The sequence below is a fragment of the Aequorivita echinoideorum genome (genome assembly GCF_018476645.1).
Lineage (GTDB): Bacteria > Bacteroidota > Bacteroidia > Flavobacteriales > Flavobacteriaceae > Aequorivita > Aequorivita echinoideorum.
In genome coordinates, this window is record NZ_JAHCTB010000003.1 from 343,995 (window position 1) to 358,428 (window position 14,434).

Below are 14,434 nucleotides of genomic sequence, written 5' to 3' on the forward strand. Positions count from 1 at the left end.
AAATTTAAATACATTTTTCAATCACTATTTAAAATCTTCAATTATGAAAAAATTGCACTTTGAGACTGAAATCAACTCGCCAGCGCAAAAAGTTTGGCAGGCATTATGGGAGGACAAAAATTATAGGCTATGGACCGCTGCTTTTGAAGCGGGTTCCCATGCGGAGAGTGATTGGAAAGAGGGAAGCTCTATAAAATTTTTGGGGCCTTCAGGCGATGGAATGTATAGTGTTATTGAAAAGAAGATTGAAAATAAACAAATGACGTTCAGGCATTTGGGAAGTATTAAAGATGGAAAACAAATTCCTGAGACGGATTGGACAAACTCCATTGAGGAATATATTTTAGAAGAGAACAATGGTACAACCAACCTTAAAGTTTCTGTGGATGTTGTGGAATCTTACATAGATATTTTCAAAGAATCTTTTAAAAAGGCGCTTCAGATTGTGAAGGAAATTTCAGAAAATAAATAAGAGAAAATAAATAAATATGTTACAAAAAGCAGAAGTATTCAGCAGTTATTCGGTCAATGACGTTGACGAGGCGAAAAAGTTCTACAGTGAAAAATTAGGCCTTGCAGTAAAAAAAGTTGAGATGGGAATTCTTGAATTTGAATTCCCAAGCGGCCAAAAGCTCATGATTTATCCGAAGGAGGATCACAAACCGGCAACGTTTACGGTTTTCAATTTCATTGTTGAAAATATTGAGGATACGGTGGATAAACTAACGCAATCCGGTATCAAATTTCTTCAATACAAAGGATCAATAAACACAGATGAAAAAGGAATTTCGCGCAGTGGCGATGGTCCAACGGTCGCTTGGTTCAATGATCCGGCTGGCAATATTCTTTCGGTTATGCAGCTTTAGATTTTATCTGGAGAATTTATAGTATTCCAAATATGGATGCGGAGTTTCATTGATGGAATGCACAATTGCCTCCATTCCCATCACGCTAAAAGTTATTCCATTTCCACCGAAACCAAGGATGTAATGCTCATTTTTATCCGCATCGGGTTTGCCAAAAAATGGCAGACCATCTTTTGTTTCACCAAAAGTACCAGCCCAGGAATAATCTGGATAAAACGGAATTTCAGGAAAACATTTTTTAAAACTTTTTGACAGTTCCTTTTCCTTTTTATGCAAAAGCGCATCCCGGCGAGCCGCATTTTTGAAATCGCGATCGCCGCCGCCCATAATAATCCGGTTGTCATCCGTTGCACGGAAATATAAATATGGTGAATCCGTATTCCAGAAAATTCTTTTTTTGAAAGGCTTCGGTACTTTTTCAAAAGCCTCGGTCGCCAATGCATACGTACTTTTCAAATCAACAATATTTTCTTTTAGGGTTTCGGTACTTTCATAACCCGTGCAATGTACAATGTGTCCAGCCTCAATAGTTTTTCCATCGTTAGTAATTGCTAGAAGCAAATTTTTCTTTTGTTTGATCTCTGAAATTTCAGTTCTGTCAAAAATTGAAGCACCTTTTTCTTCGCAATAAATTAATAAATCATTGGCCAATTTATATACGTCCATCACGGCGCCAGTTTTCGATTCTATGGCGGCATAGGCTTTCAAACCAAGACTTTTAATTTTTTCTTTTGAAAGCCATTTCACGTTGAAACCGTGGGATTTTCTTGCTTCAAATTCCCTTTCCAAAAATGAAATATCTTTTTTTGATGAAGCAAAATATACACTCTTTTTATATTCAAAACCACAGTGGCTTTGTATATCAACAATTACTTTCTTTAGTTCTTTTATAGCGTTTTCGCAGTTTTGGTAGCTCGATACGGCACACGTCAACCCTACTTGTTCTATCAATTTGTGCAGTGGCACGTCAATTTCATATTGAAGCATGGATGTGCTGGCGGCACTGCTTCCACTGCAAATGTCCCGCCGCTCGACTAAAACAACTTTTTTACCTTCTTTTAAAAGTTGGTAGGCTATCAACGCGCCTGTTATTCCGCCGCCAATAATCAATACTTCAGTAGAGATAGATTTCTTCAATGAAGGATAACTTTTTGGCAATGCATTTTTTATAAGTGAATACGGTTCGTTGGAGCGTACATCCATAATTTTTTTTCTGAAAGTTAGAAAATTGGTAAATACATACGACAACTTTCGAATTTATTTGCTTTGAAAAAACTTTAAAGAGTCGTTAACACCTTACGTTAAACACTTCTCAATTGGGAAAGCCATAAGACCGTTGGAGCTTATTCAAATGTAATTTTAAGAAAAAAATAAATAGTTATGAAAACAACAAAAGAAACTGCAGACCAAAACATTCACGATAATATTGTGAATAATCTTCAAGATTTACTGGAAAAAAATTATGATGCCGAAAAAGGTTTCAAAAAAGCAATGGAGGATTCAAAAAGTCCACAGCTTAAATCCTTTTTGAAAGAGCAGGCGGTACAGCGCAATCGTTTTGCGACGGAATTATCCCACGAGCTTCGAAATTTAAATGAAAAGCCAAAAGAAAGCGGAAGTGTTACGGGAAGTTTGCACAGAACCTGGATCGATATTAAAACGGCCGTAGCTGGAAATTCTGATGAAGCCGTACTCGAAGAATGCATACGCGGTGAAAAAGCAAGTGCAGACGAGTATAAAGAGAAACTGGAAAAACAAAATTTTCCACCACAGATTTCAAACTTGCTGCAAAAGCAAGCGACTGAAATCAACTCGACTCTTTCACGAGTAAAAACACTGGAAGACCTTGCCGAGCGACAATAAGAATTATGTAATTTGAAAATGGCGAGATTGGCCCCGAAGAGTAATATGCTTCGGGGCTTTCTGATTTAAGGTCGTAACGAAGCACATTTTCACAAAACTTTTGCTTTATGGCATGTAACTTATTTTATCTTTACCGCACAAGTAAATCTAAACCAAAAATATTATGAAAAAGTTATTAGTTATTTTATCCGCATTTTTAGTATTATCCTGCGCAGACAACAAAGCGAACGATCAAGACGAGGTCCGTGAAGTAGCGAAAAGGGATATCATTGAAAAACTTGATTTGCCCGAGGGCACAAAATTCAATGATGAAAATATTGAAGTAACGGAAACCGAAATGGAAGATGGGAGTTTAGGATATAACTATTTGGTAAAAATCACGGTTAAATCCCAAGACCGTGCCGGCAATGAAATTGTAAAAACGCATACGATGCAATACAAAAAGCTGGAAGATGCAAAAGACTACGAGCTCACTGCTTTTGAATAACCATTAAATTTATTTCTCTATGAAAATATTTCTGTATGCTTTTCTGTCTTCAGTATTACTTTGTTGCAATTCAACCAGTAAATCCACGGGTGGGGAGAAAACAAATCTTGATTATGCCGAAACCATAACCGCACAAGATTTAAAAAATCATTTATATACGTATGCTAGCGATGAGATGGAGGGTAGAATGACCGGAACTCCAGGCCAAAAAAAAGCAGCTGAATATCTACGTGATTTCTATAAAAAAGAAGGGATCAAAGCTGCAAAGGAGGATGGTGATTATTTTCAAAATATTCCAGCCAACTTTTTTGCCGGTAGAAATAATCCAAAAGCATCAGAAAATGTGGTTGCTTATATAAAAGGTTCGGAAAAACCTGATGAGCTTATTGTCATTTCAGCACATTTGGACCACGTGGGTGTAGATGCGGATGGCAACGTTTTTAATGGAGCAGATGATGATGGTAGCGGGACTGTGGCTCTCTTGGAAATGGCCCAGGCATTTCAACAGGCCGTAAAAGATGGTAACGGCCCAAAACGTTCCATTTTATTTTTGCATGTTACAGGTGAGGAAATTGGGCTTTTTGGTTCCAGATATTATGTTGAGAACCCAATTTTTCCGCTGGAAAATACAGTTTGTGATTTAAATATTGATATGATTGGAAGAATTGATCCAGATAAAGCGAGCAATCCAGAATATCTATATTTGATAGGTAGCAATAAGTTAAGTCAAGAATTGCAAGATGTTTCCACTGAAGTGAATGATAAATATACCAATCTGGAGTTGGATTATAAATATGATGATCCAAATGATCCCAATAGATTTTACTACCGAAGCGACCATTATAATTTTGCAAAGAACAACATTCCAATTATTTTTTATTTCAATGGGGTTCACGCAGACTACCATAAAATAACTGATACGCCAGACAAAATTGAATATGATTTAATGGCAAAAAGAGCAAAGTTGATTTTCTTGACAGCTTGGGAACTTGCCAATAGGGAAAAAAGAATTACGGCCGATAAAGCCTAGTAAACAAATTTCAATCGGAAAATCAACGTATATGAAACGAAAAAATCCTCCCAAATTGGGAGGATTTTTTTTCGGGTGGAAGACCGGGTTCGAACCGGCGACCTCTTGAACCACAATCAAGCGCTCTAACCAACTGAGCTACAACCACCATGTAATACTTTGCCGTTAATCGGACGCAAATATAAATCAATTCTTACGGTTGCGCAACATCAAAATTGAAGAAAATTATATCAAATCAAAAATTGTTTTTACCGCAACGTGGCGTTCGGCCGTAAATCCTTCACCGTATTCAGTGCCAATCAATCTGCCCAAATCCATAGCCCGATAAGTAAGGCTCTCCTTAAAATTTTGCGAAGCAATCGGCGTCATTGGTTCTTTGGATTCGGCATCATGAAATTGGCTCTTGTAAGCAAAAACAGCTTCCAGTTTTTTTTCCATAAATCCGGTTACATCTACCACAAAATCTGGTTCTATATTTTTCCATTGTATATAATGATATACATGCTTGGGCCGCCACGCCTTTTGATTATTGCTATCATGAATCGTTTCTATCTTTCGCAATCCGCTTAAAAAACAAGCGTCGCTCGCTAATTTGCTTGCCTTTGCGTGGTCAATATGTCTATCCTCGATGGCATTGCAGAGCACAATATCTGGCTGGTATTTTCTAATAACCTTAATAATTTCTAGTTGTGAAGCTGGATTGTTCACTAAAAATCCGTCGGCAAAACCTAGGTTGTGCCTAAACTTCACACCCAAAATTTCAGCAGCATTTTTAGCCTCTTCGTCCCTTATTTCAGCGGTTCCGCGGGTTCCCAATTCTCCTCGGGTTAGATCGAGAATACCCACTTTTTTTCCGTTCTCAATTTCCTTTGCTAGGGTTGCAGCACAGCCCAACTCTACATCATCCGGATGTGCGCCGATGGCAAGAATGTCGATTTTCATATATAATTCCGTTTACATGGATGGTTTTAATTAAACTAAACTTTTATTTGAAATCTGCTGAAATGCGCCTTCCAAATCTGCAATCATATCTTCGGTTTCCTCAATTCCTACGGAAAAACGTAGAAGCCCATCACTTATATTTTGATTTTTTCGTTCTTCCGCAGAAAGAAGCGAATGTGACGTTTTTGCCGGGGAAAGAATTGTAGATTCCACGCCAGCTAAGCTCATGGATTGTTTTATCATTTTGAGGGATTTCATAAATAGATTGGCGTCCAGCTTTTCCTTCAGCTCAAATGAAAGCATACCTGTATAACCTTTCATTTGCTTTTTTGCCAGTTCATGATCTGGATGGCTGCTCAATCTGGGGTAATAAACTCGTTCCACAAGTGGATGCTTTTCCAGCCAACGGGCAATTTTTTTCGCATTTTTATTTTGGGCTCTCACGCGCAGCGCCATGGTTTTCATACTCCGTTCCAAAAGCCAAACCGTATAATCGCTCAAACTTCCACCTAAATTTTTAGCGAGGTTCCAAATTTTATCAATGTGCTTTTCTGAAGCCGCAACCGCGCCGGCACAAATATCACTATGGCCGCCCATATATTTTGTAGCACTGTGGATTATAATGTCAATCCCGAAATCTGCTGGGGTTTGGTTAATTGGCGAGGCAAATGTGTTATCGATCATCGTCACAATTCCTCTCGGTTTTGCCAGGTCTCCAATCATTTCCAAATCCGTAATCCGCATCAATGGATTTGAAGGTGTTTCAATGTAAATTACTTTCGTATTTTCCTGAATTACTTCCAAAAAATCTTTTTCTGAAAAACCCTTTGCAAATGAATATTCTATTCCGAATTTTTCAAATTCCTCAACAATAAAATTATAAGTGCCGCCATAAAGAGTCTGAGGAAATACTACGTGGTCGCCCTTATGAAGAAATGCCAACAGTGCGGTACTTACGGCTGCCATTCCGCTTCCAAATATCAATGCGGACTCACATTTTTCCAGCATTGCAATTTTTTTGCACAAGGCCTCTTGATTTGGTGTATTGAAATACCGAGGGTATCTTTTAACATCCACATCCTCGTACGCATAACTGCTGGACATAAACAAGGGCGAAATGGCACCCTTGAATTGGGTGTCCTCCACCTCACCAATGTGCGTACAAATGGTATTGACTCCTAGGTTTTTCTGTTTCATTGCATTGCTTTTTCTGAATGGGACTAAGGTATAAATTACTTTGAAGAAAAGTGTGAAATCAAAAAATGAATTCCAAAAGATATCAAATTTTGAAATCCCAAAAATCCATCTTTGGAACAACAATTATCAGTTTTTAGGAATTTTGTTTTTCTATCTTTATAAAAAATTTGCAATGAAGCTACTTCTTATAAATATAAAAGAACTCTTACAAGTTCGAGAAACCACGCCCACAAAATTATATGGACACCAAATGAAAGAATTGCCCACCCTTAAGAATGCGTGGGTTTTTCTCAAAAATGGAATTATTGAAAGTTTTGGAACCATGGATAACATTGGGCCACAACAAGGTTTTAAAACGCTGGATTGTACTGGTAAAATTGTATTGCCGGCCTGGTGTGACAGCCATAGTCACTTGGTTTATGCTGGAAATCGGGAACAGGAATTTGTTGATAGGATCAATGGTTTAAGCTATCAAGAAATTGCCGAAAAAGGCGGTGGTATCGTAAACAGTGCTAAAAAATTGCAGGAAACCAGTGAGGAAGAACTATTCAAACAATCCAAAAAAAGACTGAAAGAAGTAATGCGCTTGGGCACGGGTGCGCTGGAAATTAAAAGCGGGTATGGCCTCACTACAGAAGCTGAGCTGAAAATGTTGCGCGTTGCGAAAAAACTGGCAAAGGAATTTCCCGTAACCATAAAGACCACATTTTTGGGCGCGCACGCCGTCCCAAAAGAATATAAAAACAATAAGGAAGCCTATATAGATTTAATTTGCAATGAAATGCTTCCAAATGTTGCCAAGGAAAAATTGGCACATTTTGTAGATGTTTTTTGCGAGGAAGGCTATTTTACGGTACATGAAATGGAACGAATTCTTACCGAAGCCAAAAAATATAAATTAGTACCTAAAGTTCACGTGAACCAATTCAATTCCATCGGTGGGGTTGCCGCAGCTGTTAAATACAAAGCTTTGAGCGTAGATCATTTAGAAGTAATGACCGACGAGGATTTGGAGGTTTTAAAAGATACGGAAACAATGCCCGTGGCTCTTCCCTCCTGCTCCTATTTTCTGAGCATACCATACACTCCAGCACGAAAAATGATTGATGCCGGCCTTCCACTGGCAATCGCAACAGATTATAACCCCGGCTCTACGCCAAGCGGCAATATGAATTTTGTGGTAGCGACAGCCTGCATAAAAATGCGAATGACACCGGAGGAAGCCATTAATGCGGCGACCATAAATGGCGCTTATGCAATGGGCTTGAGCCGCACTCACGGTAGCATTACCAAAGGGAAAACGGCAAACCTCATCATTACAAAGCCTATCCCATCCTACGGTTATTTACCGTATGCTTTTGGCAGTAACTTAATTGACTGTGTAATCTTAAACGGAAAAGAAATAAAATGAGTCTTTTGAAGATTTATTCTGAAAATTCAATTTCGCATTTTATTAAAAAAAGAGCTGGCGAGACAAAGTTTGGTGAAAAAACAAATTTTGTCGAAAATCTTGATTCGCTTAAAGATTCTGATGCGAAACATGTGCTATTAGGAATTCCAGAAGATATTGGTGTACGCGCAAATTACGGAAATCCCGGCACTTCAAAAGCTTGGGAAGCAACGTTGGGAAGCCTTTTAAATATTCAGCATAACGCCTTTACCAATACCGAAAATGTTATTCTTTTAGGTGAAATAGATTGCGATAAACAATTAGAGCAAGCTCAAAAAATTTCCAAAGAGGAAATACATTCCGCTGAAATGTTGGGTGAGCTCGTTACCCAAATTGACCACAAGGTTTCTGAAGTTGTAAAAGTTATCATTGAAATGGGTAAATTCCCAATCATCATCGGTGGTGGGCACAACAACAGCTATGGCAATTTAAAAGGGACTTCACAAGCGCTTAAAAATCCAATCAATTGTATCAATTTTGATGCGCATACAGATTTCAGAAGTTTAGAGCACAGGCATAGCGGCAACGGATTTTCCTATGCTTTTGAAGATGGATTTTTGGATAAATATTTTATAGTTGGCCTTCATAGAAATTATACTTCAGAAAAAGTTTTTGCTTCCATCGAAAAAAATTCAGACAGGATAAAATTCAATCTGTTCGAAGACATTGCATTTCAAAAAAGAATATCATTTTTGGAAGCCCTGAAAGAAGCTGAAGATTTTTGCACAGAACAAGATTTCGGGATTGAACTTGACCTTGATGCTATTGTAAATATGGGGAGCAGCGCCATTTCGCCCAGTGGTTTCAATGTAACGCAGGCTCGAAATTTCGTTTTCCATTTCGCAAAAAATATAAATGCCCGTTACCTTCATGTTTGTGAAGGTGCGCCCAGAGCGGGTTTATTTCCCAATCAGGTGGGCAAAACAATTTCTTATTTGGTGAGCGATGCCATTTCAAATTCATAAAGAATTGCAAAAGCCCACTTTAAAGTGGTGTTTCTTAGTATCTTCATTTAAAAATCTAAAAACATGAAACGTATCTACTTCATTTTAGCCATTTCAATGACGCTTTTCAGCTGTAAAGACAACGCAAAAGCAGATGAAAATTCTGAAGCCATAACTGAACCGCCACAGCAAGAAATTGATGGTGGCGAGGCGGCTGATGATATAGGCTTTGCAATAAATCCCGTTCAGCACGCCTCCATGGTGCTTCAATGGGACGATGCCATTATTTATGTGGATCCCGTGGGCGGAAAGGAATTATTTTCCCAATACACGGCACCGAGCCTTATTTTGGTGACCGATATCCACCAAGACCATATGGATGCTACAACACTGGCCGCGATTATGACCGATAGCACAAAACTTATAACGCCACAGGCTGTTGCCGACAAATTGCCGCAGGATTTGAAATCAAAAGCGATTGTAATGAATAATGGTGCAACGAAGAATGAATTGGGCATCTCAATTGAAGCGATGCCAATGTATAATCTTCGCGAGGAAGCCAAAAAATTCCACGAGAAAGGCCGTGGCAATGGTTATGTATTGGAAAAAGACGGAAAACGTATTTATATTTCCGGCGACACCGAAGACATTCCCGAAATGCGAAACTTGAAAAATATAGATATCGCATTTGTATGTATGAATTTACCTTACACAATGCCTGTTGAAAAAGCCGCAGAGGGCGTTTTGGCATTTAGACCAAAAACCGTCTATCCCTATCATTACAGAGGAACAGACGGTCTTAGCGATGTAGATAAATTTAAAAATTTGGTAGAAGCCGGTAACCCAGATATTAAGGTGACACAACTGGATTGGTATCCCAAACAATAAATTTTTAAATTATTGCTTTTCACAAACAACTCCCCAGATATTGAGGGAGTTTTTTGATGTATTAATTTTCACGCTTTTATCATCAATTACGTTGAAATCTGCGCTGCCGGCGTAATTTTGGTCAAAAATGGCATCTACTGAAAATTTTGGATTTTTGAAATATAGCGTTTTCCAGTTTCCATCTGAAGTATAGGTTCCCTTCTCTGAAATTCTGGCCGGCTTCTCATTGCTTTCTGGCTGCGGAATGCTTTTGAAATCGAAAAGAAATGTGTTGTTTTCATATAATTCCAAAGAAATGGAAGCAACGCCGTTGCCCAAACTTTTATAAGAAATTGCCTGACTTTTACCCAAAACCACATCTTTTGATTCTTTAGGAGTCATCGTTTCATCTGAATTTTCCACGGCCGCTTTTTTGCTTCCGCAAGCCGTCAACACCAAAATCATCCCTACAATTGCGATATTCTTGATCATAATCTATCGAATTAATTTTTTGTATTTAATACGCTTCGGCATTAAATCTCCACCCAAACGTTTCTTTTTATTCTCTTCGTAATCACTGAAACCGCCTTCAAAGAAATAAACTTCACTGTTTCCTTCAAACGCCAGAATGTGCGTACAAATTCTGTCCAAAAACCAGCGATCGTGACTTATAACTACGGCGCAGCCTGCGAAGTTTTCCAAACCTTCCTCCAGCGCTCGAAGTGTGTTTACATCTAAATCATTCGTGGGCTCATCCAGCAACAACACGTTTCCTTCTTCTTTTAAAGTCATTGCTAAATGTAGCCTGTTGCGTTCTCCCCCGGAAAGCATCGATACTTTTTTGTTCTGTTCGCTTCCACTAAAATTGAAACGGCTCAGATACGCTCTTGAGTTCACTTGTTTGCCCCCCATCATAATTAGTTCCTGGCTATCGCTGAAATTTTCCCAGATGGTTTTATTCACATCAATGTTTGAGTGTGATTGGTCCACATAAGCGATTTTAGCTGTTTCGCCTACTTCAAAGCTTCCTTTGTCCGGTGTTTCCTCGCCCATGATCATTTTAAAAATGGTGGTCTTTCCTGCTCCGTTTGGGCCAATGATACCCACAATTCCCGCTTGCGGTAATTTAAAGTTTAAATCTTCATAAAGAAGTTTATCTCCAAATGCTTTTGAAACTCCTTTGGCTTCAATAACATTTGTTCCCAAACGGGGCCCATTGGGAATGTAAATCTCAAGTTTTTCGTCCAATTGTTTTTGGTCCTGGCTCAATAATTTGTCATAATTCTGGAGACGCGCTTTCTGTTTGGTTTGGCGGCCTTTTGCTCCCTGCCGAACCCATTCCAGCTCGCGCTCCAAAGTTTTTTGCCGTTTGCCCGCCTGCTTTTGTTCCTGAGCCAATCGTTTCGATTTCTGGTCCAGCCACGATGAATAATTTCCCTTCCACGGAATGCCTTCTCCCCTATCCAATTCCAAGATCCAGCCAGCGACATTGTCCAAAAAGTACCTATCGTGCGTTACGGCAATCACCGTACCTTTATATTCTGAAAGGTGGTGCTCCAGCCAGTGGACGCTCTCCGCATCTAGGTGGTTGGTAGGCTCATCGAGCAAAAGAACATCCGGCTCCTTTAAAAGCAATCGGCATAAAGCGACGCGGCGTTTTTCACCACCGGAGAGCACACCTATTTTCTTATCCGGATCTGGAGTGCGCAAGGCATCCATTGCAATTTCCAGTTTTGTATCGAGCTCCCACGCATTGGTAGCATCAATTTTATCCTGAAGTTTTGCCTGTTTGTCCATCAACTCATCCATTTTTGCCGGGTTTTCATAAACCTCTGGCAACCCGAACATATCGTTGATTTTATTATATTCATCAAGAATATCCACCACTTCCTGAGCTCCTTCTTTTACTACTTCCAAAACGGTTTTATTTTCATCCAGTTTTGGTTCCTGTTCAAGATAGCCCACACTGTAGCCAGGGGCAAAAACCACATCCCCTTGATAATTTTTTTCCTCTCCGGCTATAATGCGCAGCAACGTAGATTTACCGCTTCCATTAAGACCCAGAATACCGATTTTGGCACCGTAGAAAAAACTTAGATATATGTTTTTAAGAACGGGAGTCTGGGCGCTTTGGTAGGTTTTGGTAAGCCCAGACATTGAAAAAATAACTTTTTTATCGTCACTCATTTTGTTGGTTAATTTGAGAGTTTATATTGTATTAATGTAGATTCAATAATCTTAAAATAATGAGCATTTGGCCAGTATGGTATGCGGTGTGTTCAATTACCAGAATTATTTCGCGCAAAAGTGTCTGTTCATTAGTACCATTTTTTACGGGACTGGTAAGGCCATTTTCAAAATTAAGAAGAAAATCCTTTAACTCTTTTCGTGTTTCAAAATAATCGGCCTTGAGATTTTCCCAGTCTTTTTCCGTTTTACATTCTTTATTCTCTGACCAATAATCTTCAGGCCAATTGTGCTCGCTGTATTTTTCTGAAACGCAAAAATCTAGGATATCTTTTTGCGCAAAGGTAATGTGGTAGAATAATTCGTAAAAAGAATAAGGTAAGTTCTTTGGTCGTTTGTTTATTTCACTGAAGGAAATTTCATCCAACATTTTATCCACTGGCAGAAAGGCTTCTCCACCCTCAAGATGTTTAGCGAGCCGCTCTCGGATTAGTTTGTTTTCTGACATCTGTTTGAAATTTTATCCAACTTTCATTCTCAAATCAAATAATAAAGTATTGCAAATGTTCAATTATACTCTTCCCTTTAAAGCATTGAAAACCCATGCAATGGCGAAAAAGCCAATTCCCACCGTTGCAAAACCCCAACCCGCAACGTCGTCATAACGAAAGGCACCCATACCAATGAGCAGTACACCCATAATCATCATAATAAATGTAGCCCACGCCAGTACCGTATTTTTATTCATTCCCATAATTTATTTTTTTGTATTGCTGAAAAAGTAGCTATTAAAACAAATATCGATATTAAAATAGGTTTTTTCCGTTAACAAAAAGCCATTGTTTTAACTTTGGATTTCTGCAGCTAGTTATGCTGTATTACTTAAACTTTCGATATTTGAACCCAAAACTTTCCGGCATTTTGTATTTTAGCGCAAACATACTATTTCTATGGATTTAAACTTCAACAAAAACGAAGATCACAATAAACTTTTGGTTTCAGAATTAAAGAACAAGCTCACAAAAGTGAAGCTTGGCGGGGGACAGAAAAGAATAGACAAACAGCACCAACAGGGCAAACTAACTGCTCGTGAGCGCATTGACTATCTCCTTGACCCCAAAAAACCGACAATTGAGATTGGAGCCTTTGCTGGTGATGGAATGTATGAAGAGCACGGCGGCGCGCCTGGAGGTGGAGTCGTAGTGAAAATTGGGTATGTAAAGGGCAAACAGTGTATTGTGGTGGCGAATGACGCAACGGTGAAAGCCGGAGCGTGGTTTCCTATTACAGCGAAGAAAAATCTTCGTGCGCAGGAAATTTCAATTGAAAACAGATTGCCCATCATATATTTGGTTGATAGCGCGGGCGTTTATTTGCCAATGCAAGATGAAATTTTTCCCGATAAGGAACACTTCGGAAAAATTTTTCGCAACAATGCCGTTATGAGCAGTATGGGAATTACCCAAATTGCGGCCGTAATGGGAAGCTGCGTTGCCGGCGGTGCATACCTTCCCATTATGAGCGATGAAGCACTTATCGTGGATAAAACAGGAAGCATATTTTTGGCCGGAAGCTATTTGGTAAAAGCCGCCATTGGTGAAAGTATTGATAATGAAGAGTTGGGCGGCGCCACAACGCATTGCGAAGTGAGCGGGGTTACTGATTATAAAGCGAAAGACGACAAAGATGCGCTGGATACCATAAAAAATATTGTTTCCAAAATTGGAGATTTTGACAAGGCTGGTTTCAACCGTGAGAAATCCAGTAAACCGAAAGAAAAACAAGAAGAAATTTACGGAATCCTTCCCAAATCGCGCGCCGAGCAATACGATATGCGCGAGATCATAAAACGAATTGTAGATGATAGCGATTTTGAGGAATATAAAGAAGGCTATGGACAGACCATCCTGACTGGCTACGCCAGAATTGATGGTTGGGCGGTTGGCATTGTTGCGAACCAGCGGAGCTTGGTAAAAACCACAAAATCCAAAACCAAACCCAGCGAAATGCAGTTTGGTGGTGTTATTTACAGCGACAGTGCAGATAAGGCCACACGTTTTATCGCAAACTGCAACCAAAAGAAAATACCTTTAGTATTTTTGCAGGATGTTACCGGGTTTATGGTTGGTAGCAAAAGTGAGCACGGCGGCATTATTAAAGACGGCGCTAAAATGGTAAATGCAGTGAGCAATAGCGTAGTCCCAAAATTTACCATCATAATTGGTAACAGTTATGGCGCAGGTAATTATGCCATGTGCGGTAAAGCTTACGACCCCAGGTTGATAGCTGCATGGCCTAGTGCGGAACTTGCGGTAATGAGCGGCAATAGTGCCGCAAAGGTTCTGCTTCAAATTGAAACTGCCTCGCTTAAAAAACAGGGCAAGGAAATTTCAAAAGAAGAAGAGACCGAACTTTATGATAAAATTAAAGCGCGTTATGATGAGCAAATTTCGCCATATTACGCAGCTTCGCGCATTTGGACTGATGCCGTGATTGATCCACTTGATACACGCAAATGGATTTCCATGGGAATTGAAGCAGCCAACCACGCACCTATAGAAAAGCCTTTCAACCTGGGCGTTATTCAGGTTTAAAATAATT

16 protein-coding genes and 1 tRNA gene are annotated in these 14,434 nt (G+C 39.3%); 9 read left to right on the forward strand and 8 right to left on the reverse strand.

Annotation, left to right across the window (positions count from 1 at the left end; genetic code table 11):
• Positions 1-43 precede the first annotated feature (43 nt).
• Both KIV10_RS08440 and KIV10_RS08445 read left to right on the forward strand, forming a co-directional pair.
• A complete protein-coding gene (locus KIV10_RS08440) occupies positions 44-472 on the forward strand; it encodes an SRPBCC family protein (protein ID WP_214113069.1) in 429 nt (142 codons plus the stop codon).
• Between the two features lie 16 nt (positions 473-488).
• The gene (locus KIV10_RS08445) at positions 489-866 is read left to right on the forward strand and encodes a VOC family protein (RefSeq protein WP_214113070.1); all 378 of its coding nucleotides are present in this window, start codon (positions 489-491) and stop codon (positions 864-866) included.
• A gap of 3 nt (positions 867-869) precedes the next feature.
• Here the strand turns inward: KIV10_RS08445 and KIV10_RS08450 are convergent, their stop codons facing one another.
• Positions 870-2,069 carry an NAD(P)/FAD-dependent oxidoreductase gene (locus KIV10_RS08450; RefSeq protein ID WP_214113071.1) on the reverse strand — a complete coding sequence of 400 codons (1,200 nt, stop codon included), beginning with the start codon at positions 2,067-2,069 and terminating at the stop codon, positions 870-872.
• Positions 2,070-2,246: 177 nt separating this feature from the next.
• Between KIV10_RS08450 and KIV10_RS08455 the strand changes: the two genes are divergently transcribed.
• The 3 genes from KIV10_RS08455 (at position 2,247) to KIV10_RS08465 (ending at position 4,246) form a co-directional block, all read left to right on the forward strand.
• A complete protein-coding gene (locus KIV10_RS08455) occupies positions 2,247-2,729 on the forward strand; it encodes a ferritin-like domain-containing protein (RefSeq protein ID WP_214113072.1) in 483 nt (160 codons plus the stop codon).
• A 163-nt stretch (positions 2,730-2,892) separates the two neighbouring features.
• Positions 2,893-3,216, forward strand: a complete 324-nt coding sequence (locus KIV10_RS08460; RefSeq protein WP_214113073.1) for a hypothetical protein — start codon at positions 2,893-2,895, stop codon at positions 3,214-3,216.
• Positions 3,217-3,235: 19 nt separating this feature from the next.
• A complete protein-coding gene (locus tag KIV10_RS08465; RefSeq protein WP_214113074.1) occupies positions 3,236-4,246 on the forward strand; it encodes a M28 family metallopeptidase in 1,011 nt (336 codons plus the stop codon).
• A gap of 73 nt (positions 4,247-4,319) precedes the next feature.
• Here the strand turns inward: KIV10_RS08465 and KIV10_RS08470 are convergent.
• The 3 genes from KIV10_RS08470 to KIV10_RS08480 form a co-directional block, all read right to left on the reverse strand.
• Positions 4,320-4,395: transfer RNA gene (locus tag KIV10_RS08470), tRNA-His, on the reverse strand.
• Positions 4,396-4,471: 76 nt separating this feature from the next.
• The gene (gene bshB1, locus KIV10_RS08475; protein WP_214113075.1) at positions 4,472-5,188 is read right to left on the reverse strand and encodes a bacillithiol biosynthesis deacetylase BshB1; all 717 of its coding nucleotides are present in this window, start codon (positions 5,186-5,188) and stop codon (positions 4,472-4,474) included.
• A 30-nt stretch (positions 5,189-5,218) separates the two neighbouring features.
• Positions 5,219-6,385 carry a trans-sulfuration enzyme family protein gene (locus KIV10_RS08480; protein ID WP_214113076.1) on the reverse strand — a complete coding sequence of 389 codons (1,167 nt, stop codon included), beginning with the start codon at positions 6,383-6,385 and terminating at the stop codon, positions 5,219-5,221.
• Between the two features lie 172 nt (positions 6,386-6,557).
• On the opposite strand from KIV10_RS08480, the gene hutI reads away from it, so the two are divergent.
• The 3 genes from hutI to KIV10_RS08495 all read left to right on the forward strand — a co-directional run bounded on the left by hutI (position 6,558) and on the right by KIV10_RS08495 (position 9,667).
• Complete coding sequence (gene hutI, locus KIV10_RS08485) at positions 6,558-7,796, forward strand: imidazolonepropionase (protein WP_214113077.1); 1,239 nt, start codon at positions 6,558-6,560, stop codon at positions 7,794-7,796.
• Positions 7,793-8,800, forward strand: a complete 1,008-nt coding sequence (locus KIV10_RS08490; protein ID WP_214113078.1) for a formimidoylglutamase — start codon at positions 7,793-7,795, stop codon at positions 8,798-8,800. Before hutI ends, KIV10_RS08490 begins: the two co-directional genes overlap by 4 nt.
• 63 nt (positions 8,801-8,863) lie before the next feature.
• Positions 8,864-9,667 carry an MBL fold metallo-hydrolase gene (locus tag KIV10_RS08495; protein WP_214113079.1) on the forward strand — a complete coding sequence of 268 codons (804 nt, stop codon included), beginning with the start codon at positions 8,864-8,866 and terminating at the stop codon, positions 9,665-9,667.
• Between the two features lie 9 nt (positions 9,668-9,676).
• Here the strand turns inward: KIV10_RS08495 and KIV10_RS08500 are convergent, their stop codons facing one another.
• The 4 genes from KIV10_RS08500 to KIV10_RS08515 form a co-directional block, all read right to left on the reverse strand.
• On the reverse strand, positions 9,677-10,138 hold the full coding sequence (locus tag KIV10_RS08500) for a hypothetical protein (protein ID WP_214113080.1): 462 nt from the start codon (positions 10,136-10,138) through the stop codon (positions 9,677-9,679).
• A gap of 3 nt (positions 10,139-10,141) precedes the next feature.
• Entirely contained in the window at positions 10,142-11,833 is a 1,692-nt protein-coding gene (ettA, locus tag KIV10_RS08505; protein WP_214113081.1) for an energy-dependent translational throttle protein EttA, read from the reverse strand.
• A 31-nt stretch (positions 11,834-11,864) separates the two neighbouring features.
• Complete coding sequence (locus KIV10_RS08510) at positions 11,865-12,341, reverse strand: DinB family protein (protein ID WP_214113082.1); 477 nt, start codon at positions 12,339-12,341, stop codon at positions 11,865-11,867.
• A 63-nt stretch (positions 12,342-12,404) separates the two neighbouring features.
• Positions 12,405-12,587: a CAL67264 family membrane protein gene (locus KIV10_RS08515; protein WP_214113083.1), complete on the reverse strand. Its 183-nt coding sequence runs from the start codon at positions 12,585-12,587 to the stop codon at positions 12,405-12,407.
• A 196-nt stretch (positions 12,588-12,783) separates the two neighbouring features.
• Here KIV10_RS08515 and KIV10_RS08520 point away from each other — a divergent pair, with 196 nt between their 5' ends.
• Positions 12,784-14,427 (forward strand): acyl-CoA carboxylase subunit beta, encoded by a 1,644-nt coding sequence (locus KIV10_RS08520; protein ID WP_214113084.1) that lies wholly within the window; start codon positions 12,784-12,786, stop codon positions 14,425-14,427.
• Positions 14,428-14,434 lie beyond the last annotated feature (7 nt).